At 63.4% G+C, this 18,895-nt stretch carries 18 protein-coding genes; 8 read left to right on the plus strand and 10 right to left on the minus strand.

Going from position 1 to position 18,895, the window contains the following annotated elements; genetic code table 11:
• Positions 1 to 22 precede the first annotated feature (22 nt).
• From FJW07_RS06890 to FJW07_RS06905, 4 genes are all read right to left on the minus strand, one after another.
• Positions 23 to 325: a cupredoxin family copper-binding protein gene (locus tag FJW07_RS06890; RefSeq protein WP_140710724.1), complete on the minus strand. Its 303-nt coding sequence runs from the start codon at positions 323 to 325 to the stop codon at positions 23 to 25.
• Entirely contained in the window at positions 322 to 846 is a 525-nt protein-coding gene (locus tag FJW07_RS06895; RefSeq protein ID WP_140710722.1) for a DUF4142 domain-containing protein, read from the minus strand. The genes FJW07_RS06890 and FJW07_RS06895 overlap by 4 nt, the downstream gene beginning before the upstream one ends.
• 99 nt (positions 847 to 945) lie before the next feature.
• The gene (locus tag FJW07_RS06900) at positions 946 to 1,644 is read right to left on the minus strand and encodes an RNA polymerase sigma factor (protein WP_140710720.1); all 699 of its coding nucleotides are present in this window, start codon (positions 1,642 to 1,644) and stop codon (positions 946 to 948) included.
• A gap of 138 nt (positions 1,645 to 1,782) precedes the next feature.
• Positions 1,783 to 2,955, minus strand: a complete 1,173-nt coding sequence (locus tag FJW07_RS06905; RefSeq protein WP_140710718.1) for a cystathionine beta-lyase — start codon at positions 2,953 to 2,955, stop codon at positions 1,783 to 1,785.
• Between the two features lie 400 nt (positions 2,956 to 3,355).
• On the opposite strand from FJW07_RS06905, the gene FJW07_RS06910 reads away from it, so the two are divergent.
• The 5 genes from FJW07_RS06910 (at position 3,356) to FJW07_RS06930 (ending at position 8,554) form a co-directional block, all read left to right on the plus strand.
• Complete coding sequence (locus FJW07_RS06910; RefSeq protein ID WP_140640998.1) at positions 3,356 to 4,384, plus strand: amino acid ABC transporter substrate-binding protein; 1,029 nt, start codon at positions 3,356 to 3,358, stop codon at positions 4,382 to 4,384.
• Between the two features lie 62 nt (positions 4,385 to 4,446).
• Positions 4,447 to 5,634 carry an amino acid ABC transporter permease gene (locus tag FJW07_RS06915; RefSeq protein ID WP_140641000.1) on the plus strand — a complete coding sequence of 396 codons (1,188 nt, stop codon included), beginning with the start codon at positions 4,447 to 4,449 and terminating at the stop codon, positions 5,632 to 5,634.
• A gap of 4 nt (positions 5,635 to 5,638) precedes the next feature.
• Entirely contained in the window at positions 5,639 to 6,796 is a 1,158-nt protein-coding gene (locus tag FJW07_RS06920; protein WP_140641002.1) for an amino acid ABC transporter permease, read from the plus strand.
• Between the two features lie 14 nt (positions 6,797 to 6,810).
• On the plus strand, positions 6,811 to 7,614 hold the full coding sequence (locus FJW07_RS06925) for an amino acid ABC transporter ATP-binding protein (protein WP_095768430.1): 804 nt from the start codon (positions 6,811 to 6,813) through the stop codon (positions 7,612 to 7,614).
• A 274-nt stretch (positions 7,615 to 7,888) separates the two neighbouring features.
• Positions 7,889 to 8,554: a TIGR02117 family protein gene (locus FJW07_RS06930; protein ID WP_140855350.1), complete on the plus strand. Its 666-nt coding sequence runs from the start codon at positions 7,889 to 7,891 to the stop codon at positions 8,552 to 8,554.
• A gap of 158 nt (positions 8,555 to 8,712) precedes the next feature.
• On the opposite strand, the gene FJW07_RS06940 is transcribed toward FJW07_RS06930, so the two are convergent.
• Entirely contained in the window at positions 8,713 to 9,945 is a 1,233-nt protein-coding gene (locus tag FJW07_RS06940) for an FAD-dependent monooxygenase (RefSeq protein WP_140855352.1), read from the minus strand.
• A gap of 15 nt (positions 9,946 to 9,960) precedes the next feature.
• Complete coding sequence (locus FJW07_RS06945; protein WP_140855354.1) at positions 9,961 to 10,206, minus strand: zinc-finger domain-containing protein; 246 nt, start codon at positions 10,204 to 10,206, stop codon at positions 9,961 to 9,963.
• A gap of 252 nt (positions 10,207 to 10,458) precedes the next feature.
• Here FJW07_RS06945 and FJW07_RS06950 point away from each other — a divergent pair, with 252 nt between their 5' ends.
• Positions 10,459 to 12,654, plus strand: coding sequence for an RNA degradosome polyphosphate kinase (locus tag FJW07_RS06950; protein ID WP_140641008.1), 2,196 nt, complete (start codon positions 10,459 to 10,461; stop codon positions 12,652 to 12,654).
• Positions 12,651 to 14,186 (plus strand): exopolyphosphatase, encoded by a 1,536-nt coding sequence (gene ppx, locus FJW07_RS06955; protein ID WP_140855356.1) that lies wholly within the window; start codon positions 12,651 to 12,653, stop codon positions 14,184 to 14,186. The genes FJW07_RS06950 and ppx overlap by 4 nt, the downstream gene beginning before the upstream one ends.
• A 4-nt stretch (positions 14,187 to 14,190) precedes the next feature.
• Here ppx and FJW07_RS06960 read toward each other — a convergent pair whose 3' ends face one another.
• The 4 genes from FJW07_RS06960 to FJW07_RS06975 all read right to left on the minus strand — a co-directional run bounded on the left by FJW07_RS06960 (position 14,191) and on the right by FJW07_RS06975 (position 17,772).
• Positions 14,191 to 14,613: a DoxX family protein gene (locus FJW07_RS06960; protein WP_140855358.1), complete on the minus strand. Its 423-nt coding sequence runs from the start codon at positions 14,611 to 14,613 to the stop codon at positions 14,191 to 14,193.
• A gap of 172 nt (positions 14,614 to 14,785) precedes the next feature.
• Entirely contained in the window at positions 14,786 to 15,208 is a 423-nt protein-coding gene (locus FJW07_RS06965) for a DoxX family protein (RefSeq protein ID WP_140641014.1), read from the minus strand.
• 385 nt (positions 15,209 to 15,593) lie between these two features.
• Complete coding sequence (fumC, locus tag FJW07_RS06970) at positions 15,594 to 16,991, minus strand: class II fumarate hydratase (protein ID WP_140855360.1); 1,398 nt, start codon at positions 16,989 to 16,991, stop codon at positions 15,594 to 15,596.
• A 298-nt stretch (positions 16,992 to 17,289) separates the two neighbouring features.
• On the minus strand, positions 17,290 to 17,772 hold the full coding sequence (locus FJW07_RS06975; protein WP_140855362.1) for a cupin domain-containing protein: 483 nt from the start codon (positions 17,770 to 17,772) through the stop codon (positions 17,290 to 17,292).
• A gap of 105 nt (positions 17,773 to 17,877) precedes the next feature.
• Between FJW07_RS06975 and FJW07_RS06980 the strand changes: the two genes are divergently transcribed.
• Positions 17,878 to 18,849: a LysR family transcriptional regulator gene (locus FJW07_RS06980; protein ID WP_140855364.1), complete on the plus strand. Its 972-nt coding sequence runs from the start codon at positions 17,878 to 17,880 to the stop codon at positions 18,847 to 18,849.
• Positions 18,850 to 18,895: the final 46 nt, after the last annotated feature.

The raw sequence follows: 18,895 nt of genomic DNA on the forward strand, positions 1-18,895 counted from the left end.
CTCGCTCGATTGGTAGGTCGGATCAAGGGGCTACCTCGATACGGCCCTTCATGTTGGGATGGAAGCGGCAGAAATAGTCGACCGCTCCCGCCGCCTTCAGCGTGACCTTGCCCTTCGACTTTGCCGGGATCATCACATCCCAGCCGCCTTTGACCGTGGCGGTGTGGGCGAGAATATCGTTGTTCGTCCACTCGATCGTATCGCCGACCTTGGCCTGAATGCTTGCCGGCGAGAAGACCAGCTTGTCGATCGTCACCTTGATCGTGGTCGAAAGCGCCGGCGAAGCGATGAGCGTCAGCGCCATGGCAAGAAGCAGCGGCCTCATTTCAGCATGCCGGCGACATGTTCGGCATGCTGCTCGTGTCCCTGGAAGATCTTGAGACCAGTCTCCAGCAGGCTCTTCAGTTCGGCATTGCTGGCCGATGGGATTAGTAGGGTTTCGAGCGCGCCGTTGACCTGCTTGTGATAGGCGACTTCGTTATCGATATAGGCCTTGTCGAAGGCAGCCCCTTTCAACTTCGCCAGTTTGGCGCGTTCTTCCTCCGCCGCCTTGGCCAGCGCCTTGCTGGTGTCATTGTCCTCGGGCGTGACCTTCAGCTTCTTCACCAGGTCGAGCGCCTGCTTGTTCACCGCCTCATGGTCGCGCGCCATGTCCTTGGCGAAGTCGACGACCGCCTTGTTCTTGGACTTCTCGATGGCCAGCTTGGCCGCTTCGATGTCGATCGCGTCGGCCGTATAGGCGATGTGGGCGATCTGCGGGTCGGTGGGCTTTTCGGCGGCTAGCGCCAGCGGCGCGGTGCTGACGAAGAAAAGGGCTGCGAGGGCGGCGGTCGGTCGCATGAACATGATATCTCCTTCGCCCGGCGCGCATGGCCCTGGGCTCATCTGGTGTTGACTGCCATTGGATGCGGGCGAGAACGAAATGTTCCCGGGAAAAGACCGAAATTAGTGCTCGAATCCGAGCCCTGTCATCACCGCCTGCGTCAGCCGATCGCAGCGCCGGCCGGCGAAGGGGAAGGCGTCGAGCAGCAACGGGCCGATCTCGTCATCGAGCGCCTTGCGCACCAGGGCACGCGCCCGGTGCAGCCTCGTCTTCACCGTTTCCTGCCGGATACCCAAAAGCTCGGCGGTTTCCTCGATGCTCAGGCCCTCGATGACACGGGCTACGAAGACGGTGCGATAGACATCGGGAAGGCTGTCGGTCGCCCGTTCGACAAGTCCCAGAATCTGCCGCTGCGCCATCGTCCGCTCCGGATCGTCACCTGGATTCAAGTCGTTTTGGTTCAAGGGAAACCGGATGATCTGCGCCTCCGGGTTTTCGGGCATCGCTACGACGCGCTTGCGCTTGCGCAGCCGGCCGAGCGCTTCGTTGATGACGATGCGTGACAGCCAGGTGGAAAGCGAAGCCTCGCCGCGAAAGGCACCGAGATTGGCGAAGGCGCGCATATAGGCCTCCTGCACGACGTCTTCGGCCTCGGCGTCGTTGCGCACGACGCCGCGCGCGATGCGGTAGAGCCGCTGGTTGTGCGTCTTGATGATAGTGCGGAACGCACCCGGATCGCGCGAAAGCGCCCGTCTGACCAATGCCATGTCGCCGGCCCTGGCCGCACCGATTTCGGCGGCTTCAATAGCAGGCTGTCTCATCTCGCCCCGATCTCCCGGCAACGTTACATCCGCGATTGGATGCGCCTGCCGACAAAAGGTTCCCGAGTGTAGCATCGGCAATGCTACTTCTTCGACCGAGGCTTGTCTGCCGGTCGGAATCTTGCGCCGATTAGCCTGTCACCCGGCCGCGGCTGCCGCTGCCAGCCCGCGCAGAATATCGGCCTTGAGGTCCTCGACATCTTCCAGCCCGACCTGCAGCCGGATCAGCGAGCCGGCATACGAACCCCTGGCAAGTATGCGGTCGCCGAGGAAGACCGGAACGGCGAGGCTCTCATAGCCGCCCCAGGAATAGCCGAGACCGAAGATCTTGAGCGCATCGAGGAAGGCATGCTGCGCCTTCTGCCCGCCGCCGTTGAGCACGATCGAGAAAATGCCGCTGGAGCCGCAGAAATCGCGCTTCCAGAGCGCATGGTCGGGATGGCTTTCCAGAGCCGGGTGCAGCACCTGCGCGACGCCGGGCTGCTCTTCCAGCCAGCCCGCGATCTCGAGCGCGCTCTTGCGGTGATGGTCGAGCCGCACTCCCATCGTGCGCAAGCCGCGCAGCACCTGGTAAATGTCGTCGGGTCCCGAACAGCAGCCGAGCGTGCAGAAGCCATCATAAAGCTGCTTCCAATGGGTCTCGTTGGCCGACACCGTGCCGAGCAGCACGTCGGAATGGCCGGCCGGATATTTCGTCGCCGCATGGATCGAGATGTCGACGCCATGGTCGAGCGGCTTGAAATAGAGCGGCGTCGCCCAGGTGTTGTCCATCATCACGATAGCGCCGGCAGCATGCGCAGCCTTGGCGATAGCCGGGATGTCCTGCACCTCGTAGGTGTTCGATCCCGGCGATTCGGTGAACACCACCTTTGTGTTCGGCTTGATCAGCGATGCGATGCCGGCGCCGATGCGCGGCTCGTAGTATTCGACCTCGACGCCGAGCCGCTTCAGCATCGTATCAGCGAAGTGGCGCGTCGGGTGGTAGACGCTGTCGACGATCAACAGGTGGTCGCCGGCGGCAAGAAAGGTGAGTAGCGGTATCGTCACCGCCGCCAGCCCGGAAGGCACCGCGATCGTGCCGGCCGAGCCTTCCAGCGCATCGACGGCGAGCGTCAGCGCGTCCATCGTCGGCGTGCCGCGCGTGCCGTAAGTGTATTTCTGGCTGCGCCTGGCCATCGAAGCGGCGTCGGGATAGAGCACCGTCGAGGCATGCACGACCGGCGGGTTCACGAAGCCGAAATAGTCGCGCGGGTTGTTGCCGGAATGGGCAAGCAGCGTGTTGATGCCCATTTCGATGCCGTCTCTAGCCATGGTTCGTCGCCTGTCGAATGATGTCAGCGGACCAGCCATAAAGCGGCGGCAATGCTGGCGCAACCGCGCCGAGCCCGCCAAAAGCCGATCTTCCGCTGGGCCAATGCAAAGGCGCGCAAGCCCAGTAAAGCACCGCTATTGCCGCTGCGGATTCTGGCGCCGGACCACCGATTCGCGGCGGCGCAACTTATTGCTTTTCAAACCTCCCTGGAATCGGTCATTTCCCTTGACCTCACAGGAATAATCGCCTTCGATGCGTTTCGTGAATGGGAGGCAGCGCATCGGCAACCGATGCGGGTCCGGGAGTGGACCTTGAAGTGGGAGCTGCGTTCACAAACGAAAAAAGATCAAGCGTCGCCTGGCGATAGGGGCGCCTGTAACAGAAAAGGGTCTGTGGGTCATGAAACACATTGCAATCGGCATTCTTGGCGCCGCCGCGCTCGGGTTCATGGCGTCCGCCGCTTCGGCCGGCACGCTCGATACCGTGAAGCAGAAGGGCTTTATCCAGTGCGGCGTCTCGACCGGCCTCGCCGGCTTCTCGGCGCCGGACGACAAGGGTGACTGGAAGGGCATCGACGCGGACTTCTGTCGCGCCGTTGCGGCCGCTGTCTTCGGTGACGGCTCCAAGGTCAAGTTCACGCCGCTCAGCGCCAAGGAGCGTTTCACCGCCCTGCAGTCAGGCGAGATCGACATCCTCTCGCGCAACACCACCTGGACCAGCAACCGCGACAGCGCGCTCGGCCTCGATTTTGTCGGCATCACCTACTATGACGGTCAGGGCTTCATGATCAACGCCAAGAAACTGCCCGGCGTGAACTCCGCGCTGCAGCTTTCGGGCGCCGCCGTCTGCGTGCAGAGCGGCACCACAACCGAGCTCAACCTCGCCGACTACTTCAAGAAGAACAAGATGGAGTACAACCCCGTCGTGTTCGAGAAGCTCGAAGAGGTCAACGCCGCCTATGACGCCGGCCGCTGCGATGCTTACACTACCGATCAGTCCGGCCTTTATGGCATCCGTCTGACGCTCTCCTCGCCGGCCGACCATGTCGTGCTGCCCGAGATCATCTCCAAGGAGCCGCTCGGCCCGGCCGTGCGCCAGGGCGACGACCAGTGGGCGCATATCGCGCGCTGGACCTATTTCGCGTTGCTCAACGCCGAGGAAGCCGGCATCACCCAGGCCAATGTCGACGAGATGAAGACGTCGACCGACCCGAACATCCAGCGCCTTCTCGGCACTGAACCCGACGGCAAGTACGGTGCCGATCTCGGCCTCTCCAACGACTTCGTTGTCAATATCGTCAAGGCGGTCGGCAATTACGGCGAAATGTTCGAGCGCAATGTCGGCTCGGGCAGCCCGCTCAAGATCGCGCGCGGCATCAACGCGCTGTGGACCAAGGGCGGCCTGCAATACGGTCCGCCGATCCGCTGATTGAAACGTGATCCGGAAGGCAGGTCGTCTGCCTCCCGGTTTCTCTTTCCAGGGGACGGTCCATGGCTTCGCAGGAAATTCTTCGCGGGGAGCCGAGTCGCGGCTCCTTCATCAATGACCCGAGAATACGCAGCCTGTTCTTTCAGACGCTGGTCGTGATCCTCCTCTTTGGCTCGATCTGGTGGATCGTCAACAACGTCATCGAGAACCTTCAGCGCCTGCACATCGCTTCAGGCTTCCAATTCCTCAGAAGCAGGGCCGGCTTCGACATTTCCGACACGCCGATCGCTTATACGTCGGACTCGACCTATTTCCGCGCGCTGGTCGTCGGTTTGCTCAACACGATCATCGTTGCCGTCGCCGGCATCGTGCTTGCGACCATCGTGGGCTTCGCCATCGGTATCGGCCGCCTGTCGCAGAACTGGCTGATCCGCAAGATCTGCACCGTCTATGTCGAGATATTCCGCAACATCCCGCCGCTGCTGGTCATCTTCTTCTGGTATTCCGGCGTGCTGGCCGTGCTGCCGCCGCCACGCGAGAGCATCCACCTGCCTTTCGGCTCCTTCCTCAACCAGCGCGGCTTCTATTTTCCGCGCGCCGTTTGGGGGGATGGCTCCTGGCTGATCGGCGTCGCACTGCTGCTCGCCATTGCAATGGCCTGGTTCGTCGCCCACAGGGCGCGACAGCGGCAGAAGGCGACCGGTCAGCAATTTCCGGTCTTCTGGACATCGGTCACGCTTATCGTCGGCCTGCCGGTGCTGGCCTACCTGCTTAGCGGCATGCCGCTCACCTTCGATTTTCCGAAGCAGTCGACCTTCAACCTGACCGGTGGCTTCTGGGTCAAGCCCGAATTCCTGTCGCTGTTGCTGGCGCTCTCCTTCTACACGGCGGCCTTCATCGCCGAGATCGTGCGCGCCGGCATCAGGGGCGTCAGCAAAGGCCAGAGCGAAGCAGCGGCGGCACTCGGCCTCCGCTCCGGTCCGATCCTGCGGCTTGTGGTCATCCCGCAGGCAATGCGCATCGTCATCCCGCCGCTCACCAGCCAGTATCTCAACCTGACCAAGAACTCCTCGCTGGCGATCGCCATCGGCTATCCGGACCTCACCGCGACCGCCGGCACGGTCCTCAACCAGACCGGCCAGGCGGTGGAGGGCGTGTTCATCATGATGATCGCCTATCTGGTGCTGAGCCTGGTGACGTCCTTTGTCATGAACATCGTCAACGCCAGAATGGCGCTGGTGGAGAGGTAGGGCCATGCAGGAACACGACATGTCCTGGGTGCGCACCGAGATGGCGCTTGCGCAGCCGGCCCCGCCTACCGAACGCGGCGCCTATGCCTGGGTGCGCAAGAACCTGGTCGGTTCGGTCGGCGACACCGTCCTCACAATTCTCGGCATCGCCATTGTGCTGTGGATCCTGCCGCAGGTCATCAGCTGGGCTTTCCTCAATGCCCAGTGGACCGGGCCGGACCGCACCGTCTGCACCACCGTCACACAAGGCGGCATCCAACCCGACGGTTGGACCGGCGCCTGCTGGGCCTTCGTCAACGCCAAGTTCGGCCAGTTCATGTTCGGCACCTATCCGATCGAGGAGCGCTGGCGGCCGATCCTGGTCGCCATCCTGTTCGTGGTGCTGTTGGTGCCGATGCTGATCCCGCGCGTGCCGGGCAAAAGACTGAACGCGATCCTGCTTTTCGCAGGATTGCCGGTCGTCGCCTTCTTCCTGCTGCTCGGCGGTGTGTTCGGCCTGCCGGCTGTCGAGACTGCGCGCTGGGGTGGGTTGCTGGTCACGCTCAGCCTTTCTTTTGTCGGCATTGCGGTGTCGTTGCCGCTCGGTGTGATCCTGGCGCTCGGCCGGCGCTCGAAGATGCCGATCATCAAGGTGCTTAGTGTCATATTTATCGAGACGGTGCGTGGCATCCCGTTGATCGTGGTGCTGTTCTTCGCCAGCGTCATGCTGCCGCTGTTCCTGCCCGTGGGCGTTACCTTCGACAAATATCTGCGTGCGTTGATCGGCGTGTCGCTGTTTGCCGCCGCCTATATGGCCGAAGTGATTCGTGGTGGCCTGCAGGCGATCCCGAAGGGCCAGTATGAGGGCGCCGACTCGCTCGGCCTCGGCTACTGGCAGAAAATGGGCCTGATCGTGCTGCCGCAGGCGCTGAAGCTGGTCATCCCCGGCATCGTCAACACCTTCATCGGCATGTTCAAGGACACCAGCCTGGTGCTGATCATCTCGATGTTCGACCTGCTCGGCGTGGTGAAGCAGAATTTCGCCGATGCCAACTGGGCGACGCCGCAGACCGCGAAGTCCGGCCTGATCTTTGCCGCCTTCGTATTCTGGCTGTTCTGCTTCGGCATGTCGCGCTATTCAATGTACACCGAACGCCGGCTCGACACCGGCTATAAACGATAAAAAGGGAACAGGTTATGGCCACCGAAAACGCCGTCAGCGCGGAAGAAATCAAGGTCAACGCCGCCAAGATGCACATCTCCACTACCGATGTCGCCATCGACATCGTCGGCATGCACAAATGGTATGGCGAGTTCCATGTGCTGAAGGATATCAACCTCAAGGTGATGCGCGGCGAGCGCATCGTCATCTGCGGTCCGTCCGGTTCCGGCAAGTCGACCATGATCCGCTGCATAAATCGGCTGGAGGAGCACCAGAAGGGCAAGATCATTGTCGACGGCAAGGAACTCACCAACGATCTGAAGAAGATCGACGAAGTGCGCCGGGAGGTCGGCATGGTGTTCCAGCATTTCAACCTGTTCCCGCATCTCACCATCCTCGAGAACTGCACGCTGGCGCCGATCTGGGTGCGCAAGATGCCGAAGAAGCAGGCCGAGGAGATCGCCATGCATTTCCTCAAGCGCGTCAAGATCCCGGAGCAGGCCAACAAATATCCGGGCCAGCTCTCGGGCGGTCAGCAGCAGCGCGTGGCGATCGCGCGCTCGCTGTGCATGAACCCGCGCATCATGCTCTTCGACGAGCCGACCTCGGCGCTCGATCCGGAGATGATCAAGGAAGTGCTGGAGACGATGGTGGGGCTGGCGGAAGAAGGCATGACCATGCTGTGCGTCACCCACGAGATGGGCTTTGCCCGCAAGGTCGCCAATCGCGTGATCTTCATGGATCAGGGCCAGATCGTCGAGCAGAACACGCCGGCCGAGTTCTTCGACCATCCGCGCCATGAGCGCACGAAGCTCTTCCTCAGCCAGATCCTGCACTGAGGCGGAGCCCGGTAACAGGTTGCTCGGAGGTTGCTCGAACCACCCCTCGGCTTCGTCATTCTAGGGCGAAGCAAGGAGCGAAGCGACGCGGCGCGGACCCTAGAATCCATGCTGTGACATCGAGGTGTTGCTGCGGTTCAGAATTCTGCACCGTCGCGCCCTAAGGCAGAGGTCACGGCATGGATCCTCGGGTCAAGCCCGAGGATGACGAAGTCACGAACGGGTTCGGCCAATCTCGAGAGCTGCGACAAATGTGGCCGGCTTACCGCGCCTGATGCGAAAATTCCTGCGATATCTGGCAATGTTCGTCGTAGCGGTGGTGCTTGCCGCCGCGCTCGGCACGCTGGTGCCGCGCCCGCTCTGGCCGGCTGCCGCCGAAGGCGGGGGGACGCGGCACATATTGGTGCTGAGGAACCAGATCCACACCGACATCGCCGTGCCCCTCGATGATGGCGTGCGCCGGCGCTTTGCCTTTCTCGCCGACGCCGGTCTGCCGATCGAGGCGCCGGGGGCGCGCTACATCGTCTTCGGTTGGGGCGGCCGCGCCTTCTATCTGGAGACCCCGACATGGTCGCAGCTGAAGGCCGCGCCGGTGTTGAAAGCGCTCACCATCGACGCTTCGGTGATGCATGTCGATGTCGCCGGCGCGATCAAGGAGCAGCATCCCGCCGTCGCCGGCTTCGACATCGACGAAGCGCATTTTGCGGCGCTGCTCGACCATATCGCGGCGAGTTTTCGGCAGGGGCCCGGTGGCCCGATGGCGATCGAGAATGCTGGGTATTCAACCTACGACCGCTTCTACGAAGCCAACGGCCATTTCAACGCCCTGGTCGGCTGCAACACCTGGACGGCGGCTGCGCTGCGCACCGCCGGCCTGCGCACGGGATGGTGGAACCCGCTGCCGGTGACGCTGTGGTGGTCGTTGCGGTTGTATGATTAATGCATGTCGCGCAAAAGTGTGCAGCGGTTTTGCGATAACGACATGCATGAAAACAAAGGCTAAAGCGCGTCGCCTGAATCCGCTTCAGCGCGACGCGCTTTAGTAACAATTGGCGAGCGCCTCGTTCCTTCGCGCCGCCTATCCGGTCGCCTGCCGCTCTATCGCCTGACCACCTTCCGCTCCTCCCAGCCATAGAGCCAGTCCAAGTCCGCGGCGAGCTTCTCCGCCGGCCGCGTCGCCAGCACCAGGTTTCGGGCGATCGCCACCGGTCCCCTGGCATGCCAGGCCAAGCGATTGAGCGCGCCGCGTTTCAGCACCTTTTCGACGCGCGGCCGTCTGAGATTCTCCCAAACCGTCAGGCTCTGCCTTGGATCGCCCGGAAAATCGGCGACCAGATTGGCGAGCATCGAGGCGTCCTCGATCCCCATCGCCGCGCCTTGGGCCGCGAACGGCGTCATGGCATGCGCGGCGTCACCGATCAGCGCGATGCCGTCCGGCGTTGCCCAGCGGCGCTGCTCGACCGTGTGAATGGGGAACGCCGTCCAGGGGCCGGCGAGTGCTACGAGCCTCGACAGTGCCGCCGCCGTGCCTCGGATGGCGCCTGAGAGGATCGCAGGGTCCGCATGACCGGACCAGCCTTCGGCGATACGCTCGCCCTTGGTGAAGGCCGCAAGGTTGAAGGCGCGGCCCTTGCTCACCGGATAGGCGACCATGTGGAAGCCGGGATGCAGGAAGGTGGTGACGCAGTTTGCGGCGCCGATTTGCGCAAAGGCCTGGCCGGCGGCACTTTCCGCAGGGACCGTCGCGCGCCAGGCGAGCTCACCCGAAAAGCGACTCGCCGCAAAGCCGGCCGTCCTGGCAAGCCCCGCGCGAAGCGAAGACCAAACGCCGTCGGCTGCAACCAGCAAACCGCATGCGACATCCGTCGCCTTGCCGTCGATCTCGACCGTCGCGGTAACGCTTTGCGGGTCGACGGCAAAGCCGGTAACGCGCGCACCGGTGACAAGCGCGATACCGGGCCGTTCCGCCACCGCCGCCATCAGCGCCGCCTGCAGGTCGGCGCGGTGCGCCACGAGATAGGGCGCCCCCCAGCGCTTTTCTGCGGTTTCCCCAAGCGGCACGCGCGCCAGCTCTCGCAGGCTTCCCGCGTCCTTCAGCACCACCGCTTGCGGCCGGATCGCGTTGGGCAGCAGGCGGTCGAGCACGCCGAGCCGGCGCAGGATGCGGGTCGCGTTGGGGGAAAGCTGGAGGCCGGCACCGGCCGCTTCGAGTTGCCTGGCCTGCTCGAACAGTGTTACCGGGAAGCCACGCTCGGCAAAGGCAAGCGCCGCCACGAGCCCGGCAATGCCAGCCCCGGCGATGACGATCTGCCGGGACCTTATTTCAGTCATGGTTGATCGGGGCGATCAGGCGGCCTGATCGACATAGAGGCAGCCGGCCGGCTGCGTTTCCGTCACCTTCAGCGACGGTGAATAGCGGTAGAGCGTCGAGCAGTAAGGGCAGACCTTTTCATTGTCGTCGCCCATGTCGAGGAACACGTGCGGATGGTCGAAAGGCGGATTGGCGCCGGTGCACATGAATTCCTTGACGCCGATCTCGATGACCGGGTGGCCCGCGTCGTTCTGGAAATGGGGAATGCTGCCGCCTGCCATCGTCGTCTCCAATTGGGTTCGGCCAGTGGGTGTGACCAGTCTGCATCTGGAGCATAACAGGTCCGTTTGCAAGATCGATGAAATCAAACTGTCGCAAAAGGCTGGCAGAGGATAAGTTGAGCCGGTTAAGCGCATGGGGCCGGTGTCGGAGCGATTCCGTGACGATCATGCGTCACAAAGACATGTTAGAGCGTCGTTGAACGGCAATATGCGGCGCCTCCTAGGGACGGCTGCGGGCAAGAGCGGGAAACCATGAACGAACTGAAGCCTGTGCAGAGCGAGTTCATCACCGTCGAGGCGGCAAGCCCGGACGGGGGCAATCCCGACCGTTTCGTCAACCGCGAATTTTCCTGGCTGCAATTCAACCGCCGCGTGCTGGAGGAATCGCTGAACGAGCATCATCCGCTGCTCGAACGCGTCCGCTTCCTGTCGATCTCGGCCGCCAATCTCGACGAATTCTTCATGGTCCGCGTCGCCGGCCTTGCCGGCCAGGTGCGCGAGGGCATCGCGCTGAAGAGCCCCGACGGCCGCACGCCCGAGCAGCAGCTCGAGCAATTGCTGCGCGAGGTCGAGCGTCTGCAGGAGGACCAGCAGAAGAGCCTCTCGGCGCTGATGGTCCTGCTCAACAAGGAAGGCATCGAAAGCATCACCCGCGATGCGCTGACCAAGGACGAGAAGGCCTGGCTGGAGGAGCATTTCCAGGAACAGGTTTTCCCGGTGCTGACGCCGCTGTCGATCGACCCGGCGCATCCGTTTCCGTTCATTCCCAATCTCGGTTTTTCCATCGCCCTGCAGTTGCGCCATCGCAAGAATGGCGAGGAGATGAGCGCGCTGCTGCGCTTGCCGGTGGCGCTCAAGCGTTTCATCCGCCTGCCCGACCGCAAGAACCATGTCCGCTTCATTCCGCTGGAGGAAGTGGTCGGTATCTATATCGGCAAGCTTTTCCCCGGCTACGAGGTCAAGGGCTCCGGCACGTTCCGCATCATCCGCGACAGCGACATCGAGGTCGAGGAAGAGTCGGAAGACCTGGTGCGCCTGTTCGAAACGGCGCTGAAGCGACGCCGGCGCGGCTCGGTGATCCGCATCGAGTTCGACACGCTGATGCCGGCCGCGTTGCGGGACTTCGTCGCCGGCGAGCTCGGCGTCTCGTCGAGCCGCATCAGCGTGCTCACCGGTCCGCTGGCGCTCAACCAGATCTCCGAGATCGTCGCCATTCCGCGCGACGACCTCAAATTCACGCCCTACAATCCGCGCTTTCCCGAGCGCATCCGCGAGCATGGCGGCGACTGCTTCGCCGCCATCCGCGAGAAGGACATCGTCGTCCATCATCCATACGAGTCCTTCGACGTGGTGGTGCAGTTCCTGCGCCAGGCCGCCGCCGACCCGGAAGTGGTGGCGATCAAGCAGACGCTCTACCGCACCTCCAACGACAGCCCGATCGTGCGCGCTCTGATCGACGCCGCCGAGGCCGGCAAGTCGGTCACGGCACTTGTCGAGCTCAAGGCGCGCTTTGACGAGGAAGCCAACATCCGCTGGGCGCGCGACCTCGAACGCGCCGGCGTGCAGGTCGTGTTCGGCTTCCTGGAGCTGAAGACCCACGCCAAGATGTCTTTGATCGTGCGCCGCGAGGATGGCCGCCTGCGCAACTATGTGCATCTCGGCACCGGCAACTACCACCCGGTTACCGCCCGCATCTACACCGACCTGTCCTTCTTCACCACCGACCCGACGATCGCGCGCGATGTCGCGCAGCTCTTCAATTTCATCACCGGCTATGCCGAGCCCGCCGAGGAGATGCGCCTTGCCGTATCGCCCTTCACGCTGCGCAACCGCATCCTGAAACACATCTCGGACGAGATCGTCCATGCCCGCGAAGGCCGACCGGCGCGCATTTGGATGAAGATGAACGCGCTGGTCGATCCGACCATCATCGACGCGCTTTACGACGCCAGCCGCGCCGGCGTTGAGGTCGACCTCGTCGTGCGCGGCATCTGTTGTCTGCGGCCGCAGGTGCCGGGTCTTTCCGAGAATATCAGGGTGAAATCGATCGTCGGCCGCTTCCTCGAGCACAGCCGCATCTTCTGCTTCGGCAACGGCCACGGCCTGCCGTCGGACGAGGCGGTCGTCTACATCTCGTCGGCCGACATGATGCCGCGCAATCTCGACCGCCGCGTCGAGACCCTGGTGCCCATCACCAATCCAACTGTGCATGAACAGGTGCTTGGCCAGATCATGCTGGGCAACATCATGGACAACCAGCAAAGTTTCGACGTATTGGCTGACGGCACCTCCCGGCGCGTTGTGCTGGAGGAAGGCGAAGAACCGTTCAACGCGCAGGAATATTTCATGACCAATCCGAGCCTCTCCGGACGGGGCGACGCGCTGAAATCGCATGCGCCCAAGCGCATCGCCCAGTTCAAGCGCCGCAAGAAGAACGGCGCCGCGTGATTGCAGTTTCCCAGGGCCGGCTTCAGGACCGGCGGCCGCTGTCGATCATCGACATCGGATCGAACTCGATCCGCCTCGTCGTCTATGAGGGGCTGGCACGATCGCCCACGCTTCTGTTCAACGAAAAGATGCTGGCCGGCCTCGGCCGCGGCATCGTTTCGACGGGCAAGCTCGACCCCGAGGCGGTGACGCGGTCGATGGAGGAATTCCGCCGTTTTCGCGCGCTTTCCGATCAAGCCGGCGCCGAGCATATGTATGTGCTGGCCACCGCGGCGGCGCGCGAGGCAGGCAACGGCCCCGATTTCATCCATCGCGCCGAGGACGTTCTGAAGACCGAGATCCGCGTGCTCACCGGTCGTCAGGAAGCCTATTATTCGGCGCTTGGCGTCATTTCCGGCTTCCATCCGGCCAACGGCATCTCCGGCGACCTTGGCGGCGGCAGCCTCGAACTGATCGACATCAATCGCGAAACGATCGGCGAGGGCATCACACTGCCGCTCGGCGGCCTGCGCCTGCAGGATATGGCAAAGAACTCGCTCGTCCAGGCGCAGAAGATCGCGCGCCAGGAACTGGCGCGGGCAAAGCTGCTCAAGGGTGGGCAGGGTAGGGTCTTCTACGCCGTCGGCGGCACCTGGCGAAACCTCGCCAGGCTGCACATGGAGATGACCAACTACCCGCTTGGCGTCATGCACAACTACGAGATTTCGGCCGACAGCGCGCTGGCTTTCCTGAAGCAGGTGGCCAAGGGCGAGGTCGAGAAGGTGAGGGGCATCGAGGGCGTCTCCAAGAACCGCCGCTCGCTGCTGCCCTACGGCGCGGTCGTGCTGCAGGAGATCATGACGGCGATGCAGCCCTCGAAGATCGTCGTCTCGGCGCAAGGCGTGCGCGAGGGGTTCCTTTATTCGCTGCTCGACGCCGAGGAGCAGAAATCCGATCCGCTGATCTCGGCCGCGGAGGAACTGGCGCTCTTACGCTCGCGCTCGGTGCACCATGCGCATGACCTGGTCGAATGGACCGGCAAGGCGTTCAAGGCCTTCGGCATCGACGAGACGGAGGACGAGGCGCGCTACCGCCATGCCGCCTGCCTGCTCGCCGACATCGGCTGGCGCGCGCATCCCGAATATCGCGGCAGGCAGTCGCTCAACATCATCGCGCACGCTTCCTTCATCGGCGTCGATCATCCCGGCCGCGCCTACCTGGCCCTGGCCAACGCCTACCGCCATGACGGCATCTTCAACGACGGCATCGCGCCGGAGATCAAGGCGCTGGCGCCGCCCAGGCTGCTCGAGCGCGCCCGCGTCCTGGCGGCGATGATGCGCGTGGTCTATCTGCTCACCGCGGCGATGCCCGGCGTAATGCCGCGGCTGAAATGGGAAAGCCGCGGCAACGGCGCGCTGGCCCTGGTGCTGCCGGCCTCGCTTTCCGACCTCTATGGTGAGCGCCCAGCCGGCCGGCTGGCGCAACTGGCACGTATCACCAACCGCCGGCTCATGCTGGCGGTCGAGGGCGGGCCGAGCGTTTCGGTGAAGTAACGGATCAGGTGACGTCGGCGCCGATCCCGAACCCACGCCCGTCCGCCGACCATGCGCCGGCGCCGGCCATGGCGAGCGCCAGGAAGCCGCCGGAAATGGCGACGTCCTTCATCAGCATCTGCTGGTGAAGGAAGGCGAGGGTCGCATCTTCACCACCTTGGCCGTAATGGCCGATGAAACCTGCAACTACACAGAAGGCGGCAAGCAAAAGCGCCACGATCCGCGTCTGGAAACCGACAAGGATCAAAAGCCCGGCAATCAGCTCGAACAGGCCTGTGCCCCAGGCGGCCAAGGTCGGCAGCGGCAGGCCGAGGCCCGTGAAATAGCTGATCGTGCCGCCGATATTGGTGAGCGCCTGGAAGCCCGACGGCACGAAGAGCGCGGCCAACAGAAGCCGTGAGACCAGAAGCAACGCGTTGCGAAACATGGCCGACCTCCCTTGCCGGCGTATGAGGCCGGCTGCCGCTGCAGTCTACGCCTGCAACGAAAAAGCGGCGCGGAAAATTCCGCGCCGCTCGCGTTTAAGGCTTGGGAGGGGAGCAATTCCAGGAAAAGTGCGAAGCGGTTTTCCGTCTGGAATTGCGTCAAACAACAGTGCCTCAGGCGCGCTTTGCGTCGATCGAATAAGCGCCGGCGCCGGACGAGGCGAGCAGCAGGAAACCGCCGGTGATGGCGAGGTTCTTCATGAAATGGATCATCTGGTTCTGATCGGCCCAACCGGTGTGGGCGACAAGAGCGGTCGCAATGGTGAAGATCGCAAGCACCCAAGCGGCGATCCGGGTCTGGAAACCGAGGAGGACAGCGAGCCCGCCAAGCAATTCGATCAGGCCGACGACAACGGCCGTCACGGTCGGCACCGGCAGACCCATCGCGCCGAAATAGCCGGCGGTGCCGGAAATGGCGGTGAGCTTGCCGAAGCCGGAAAGCAGGAAGATGGCCGCGAGCAAGATGCGGCCGAGCAGGATCGTCGTGGAACTGTTGGACTGGGCGCCGGTACCGGCGATGGAAGAGTTGATGGACATGGCGGTTCTCCGAATGGGTTGAATACCCAGTCAGATAGACGATGTGGACTGTTCACTAAAAGCCGCCTATGTGGTGACACATTGTTCACAGAAAGATGTTTCGATATTTGCCGGGCGGGCGCGAAAATCATGTCGGCGGATTGGTTGGAGGGAGTAAACTGTGCTGCCGCAAAATCCCTATCGCTTCGTCATCCAGGGGGGAAGCAAGGAGCGAAGCGACGCGGCGCAGACCCGAGGATCCATTCCGTGACTTCAAAGCAGCCGCCGCGGTGGAGATTCTGCTCATGGATTCCAGGGTCTCCGCGACGGAGCCTTGCTTCTGCTTCGCCCTGGAATGACAACATCGGTTGCGGCAGCCTGCAACTGTCGAATGGGGGAGCTGTGCTTACCCCGGATGCGTCATGTCCTCCGGCCGCACCAGCCGATCGTAATCGGCTTCGCTGACCAAGCCGGTGGCCAAGGCCTCCTCGCGCAAGGTCGTGCCGTTCTTGTGCGCGGTCTTGGCGATCTTGGCGGCGTTGTCGTAGCCAATGGTCGGCGCCAGCGCCGTCACCAGCATCAGCGAGCGCTCGAGTGCTGCCTTGATGTTGTCCTCGCGTGCCTCGATGCCGATCACGCAATTGTCGGTGAAGGAGACGGAAGCGTCGGCAAGCAGCTGCACCGACTGCAGGAAGTTGTAGGCCATCAGCGGATTGTAGACATTGAGCTCGAAATGGCCCTGGCTGCCGGCGAAGGTGAGCGCTGCATTGTTGCCGAACACCTGCACGCAGACCTGTGTCAGCGCCTCGCACTGGGTCGGGTTGACCTTGCCGGGCATGATCGAGGAACCCGGCTCGTTTTCCGGAAGCGACAGCTCGCCGAGGCCCGAGCGCGGGCCGGAGCCGAGCAGGCGGATGTCGTTGGCGATCTTGAACAGCGCCGCCGCCGCCGCGTTGATCGCGCCATGCGAGAACACCATGGAATCGTGTGCCGCGAGCGCCTCGAACTTGTTCGGTGCGGTCACGAAAGAAATGCCGGTGATCGAAGCGATGCGGTCCGCCACCTTTTCCGCGAAGCCGACCGGCGCGTTGAGGCCGGTGCCGACGGCGGTGCCGCCCTGCGCCAGTTCCTGCAGGCCGGGCAGCGTCTGCTCGATGCGCTTGATCGAGGAGGCGACCTGCGCGGCATAGCCGGAAAATTCCTGGCCAAGGGTCAGCGGCGTGGCGTCCTGCGTGTGCGTGCGGCCGATCTTGATGATGTGATTGAAGGCGCGGGCCTTGGCGTCGAGCGCCTTGTGCAGATGATGCAGCGCAGGGATCAGGTGATGCGCGACCCGCTCGGCGCAGGCGATGTGCATGGCCGTCGGATAGGTGTCGTTCGACGACTGGCTCATGTTGACGTGGTCGTTCGGATGCACCGGCTTCTTCGAACCCATGACGCCGCCGAGCATCTCGATCGCCCGGTTGGAGATCACCTCGTTGGCGTTCATGTTGGACTGCGTGCCCGAACCCGTCTGCCACACGACCAGCGGGAAATGATCGTCGAGCTTGCCTTCGATGACTTCCTGCGCAGCGTCGACGATCGCCTTGCCGATGGCCGGATCGAGCCGCTTCATCTCCATGTTCACTTCCGCGGCGGCACGCTTGACGATGCCGAGCGCGCGCACGATCGAGGCCGGCTGCTTCTCCCAGCCGATCTTGAAATTGCCCAGCGAACGCTGCGCCTGCGCGCCCCAATAGCGGTCGGCCGCCACCTCAATGGGGCCGAACGTATCGGTTTCGGTTCTGGTCTTTTCAGCACTCAAGGCAAGTCTCCAGTCTGTCGATTTGGGCAACGGCGTATCGCGTTGCACAAACCGCATCAAGCGGAGATTGCGGGCGGGGAAGATGCAAATCGGTTGAAGGGCGCCTCTTCCTTCTCGCTTCGGGCGAGACGGCGGTGACGGCCAATCTCCCGCTCGTGGGAGATGCCCGGCAGGTCAGAGGGGGGCGCGAAGGATCACGGCGTTTGGAAATCCTTCGGGCTGTTTCGAACAGGAGCGAAGGGCTGGCGGGACAGCGCCCTCTCTGGCCTGCCGGCCATCTCCCCCACAAGGGGGGAGATCAGCACCCCAGCGGCGGCCCGACAATATCGATGCCGTTCTCGGCGCACACGCTCGTCAACACCTCAATCATCTCCGGCGTCGGCGCTGCCGCCGGCGGCAGTTCGGCTCGCTCCGCAGGGCGACTAGCCTTGCGCACCATCGTCTCGAAATCCGAACCGCGCGTGACGGTGAGCGTATGGGCGCCTTCGAGAGACTCGACCTTGTAAGTGTGCGGCAGGCCTTTCGGAGCGAGCACCGTTTCGCCGGCGCCGGCAAGCCGCTCGCGGCCGTCGACGACAAAACGTATCCGGCCTTCGAGGATATGAAACACCTCGTCCTCATTGCGGTGCACGTGCAGCGGCGCGGAATCGCCGTAGGGCTGGCGGTGCTCGATGATGCAGATGCCGTCCTCGCCGTCGGCCGACGAAACCTGGATGGCAACGAGCGTGTTGTTGAACCAGAGGAGTTCCTTGCCTGCGATCGTCGTGTTGATCATTGTCATCATTGCTCTCCCTTGTTGAGTGCCGACAAAGCGGCTTCGACGGCGACCTAAGCAAGGACGAGCCGGTGATGGAAATCGAATGATCGTATGGGGCGGATTGATGCGATGAATTTGAACGCGCTCGACCTCAATCTGGTGAGGGTGCTCGACGCGCTGCTGCGCGAGAAGAGCGTGACGCGCGCCGGCGAGCAGATCGGCCTCAGCCAGCCGGCTGTGAGCGCCGCGCTCAACCGCCTGCGTCATGCGCTCAACGACCAGCTCTTCGTGCGCCGCGGCAACGACATGGTGCCGACGCCTCGCGCCGAAAGCCTGGCGGAGCCGGTGCGCGCGGCGTTGCGCGAGATCGAGCGCGCCTTTCAGCCGGCGACCGATTTCGATCCGGCAAGGCTGGAACGGACCTTCACCTTCATGGGCGCGGATTTCTTCTCCATGCTTCTTATGCCGCCCTTCGCCGCGCGCACTGCGGCGGTGGCGCCCGGCGTATCGTTCCGTTTCCTCGACAGCGCCATCGGCGACGTCTCGAAGCTGTTGCAGGACGATCGGATCGACCTTGCGCTGGAGCGCCCGCTGGAGGTCGCGGAGTGGGTCTCAAGCGTGGCGCTGTTCGGCTCGCCTTTCGCCATTGTCGCGGCGAAGGACAACGCCGCGCTCGGCCAGGCCGGCATCGCCGAGGGCGAAGAGGTGCCACTCGACCTCTTCTGCGCGCTGCCGCATGCGCTGCGCTCCATCGATGGATCGATGTCGGGCTTCACCGACGATGCGCTGGGCAGGATGGGCCGGGCGCGCCGCGTCATGCTTGCTTTGCCGCACTTCCAGGCCGTCGCGCTGGCCGTGGCGAACGGGCCTTATCTGGCCGCGGTTCCAACGCAGTTCGCGGTCGCGGCGGCAAAATCCTTGCCGATCGGCATCTATCGGGCGCCGATCCCGATACCGTCGCCGGCGGTGAGGATGTACTGGCACGCCCGCCGCGATGATGAGCCACCGCATCGCTGGATCCGCGAGCAGATACTCGATGAGGTGGGAACGCTCGGCTTCAAGGACTGGGACGGCACCGCGAGTGCTCTCCCGGGGGTATAGCTGCCGTTGGAGCGGGAATGCAGCGCCGAGCAACGCGGGCGCTCAA

This window comes from Mesorhizobium sp. B3-1-9, from assembly GCF_006439595.1.
Classification (GTDB): Bacteria; Pseudomonadota; Alphaproteobacteria; order Rhizobiales; family Rhizobiaceae; genus Mesorhizobium.

Coding starts and splice junctions, on each gene's coding strand:
- FJW07_RS06925 (WP_095768430.1), top strand. CDS start 6,811: ATGGCCACCGAAAACGCCGTCAGCGCGGAAGAAATCAAGGTCAACGCC.
- FJW07_RS06895 (WP_140710722.1), bottom strand. CDS start 846: ATGTTCATGCGACCGACCGCCGCCCTCGCAGCCCTTTTCTTCGTCAGC.
- FJW07_RS06920 (WP_140641002.1), top strand. CDS start 5,639: ATGCAGGAACACGACATGTCCTGGGTGCGCACCGAGATGGCGCTTGCG.
- FJW07_RS06965 (WP_140641014.1), bottom strand. CDS start 15,208: ATGTCCATCAACTCTTCCATCGCCGGTACCGGCGCCCAGTCCAACAGT.
- FJW07_RS06905 (WP_140710718.1), bottom strand. CDS start 2,955: ATGGCTAGAGACGGCATCGAAATGGGCATCAACACGCTGCTTGCCCAT.
- FJW07_RS06960 (WP_140855358.1), bottom strand. CDS start 14,613: ATGTTTCGCAACGCGTTGCTTCTGGTCTCACGGCTTCTGTTGGCCGCG.
- FJW07_RS06910 (WP_140640998.1), top strand. CDS start 3,356: ATGAAACACATTGCAATCGGCATTCTTGGCGCCGCCGCGCTCGGGTTC.
- FJW07_RS06940 (WP_140855352.1), bottom strand. CDS start 9,945: ATGACTGAAATAAGGTCCCGGCAGATCGTCATCGCCGGGGCTGGCATT.
- FJW07_RS06975 (WP_140855362.1), bottom strand. CDS start 17,772: ATGACAATGATCAACACGACGATCGCAGGCAAGGAACTCCTCTGGTTC.
- FJW07_RS06945 (WP_140855354.1), bottom strand. CDS start 10,206: ATGGCAGGCGGCAGCATTCCCCATTTCCAGAACGACGCGGGCCACCCG.
- FJW07_RS06890 (WP_140710724.1), bottom strand. CDS start 325: ATGAGGCCGCTGCTTCTTGCCATGGCGCTGACGCTCATCGCTTCGCCG.
- FJW07_RS06930 (WP_140855350.1), top strand. CDS start 7,889: ATGCGAAAATTCCTGCGATATCTGGCAATGTTCGTCGTAGCGGTGGTG.
- FJW07_RS06915 (WP_140641000.1), top strand. CDS start 4,447: ATGGCTTCGCAGGAAATTCTTCGCGGGGAGCCGAGTCGCGGCTCCTTC.
- FJW07_RS06900 (WP_140710720.1), bottom strand. CDS start 1,644: ATGAGACAGCCTGCTATTGAAGCCGCCGAAATCGGTGCGGCCAGGGCC.
- FJW07_RS06980 (WP_140855364.1), top strand. CDS start 17,878: ATGAATTTGAACGCGCTCGACCTCAATCTGGTGAGGGTGCTCGACGCG.
- FJW07_RS06950 (WP_140641008.1), top strand. CDS start 10,459: ATGAACGAACTGAAGCCTGTGCAGAGCGAGTTCATCACCGTCGAGGCG.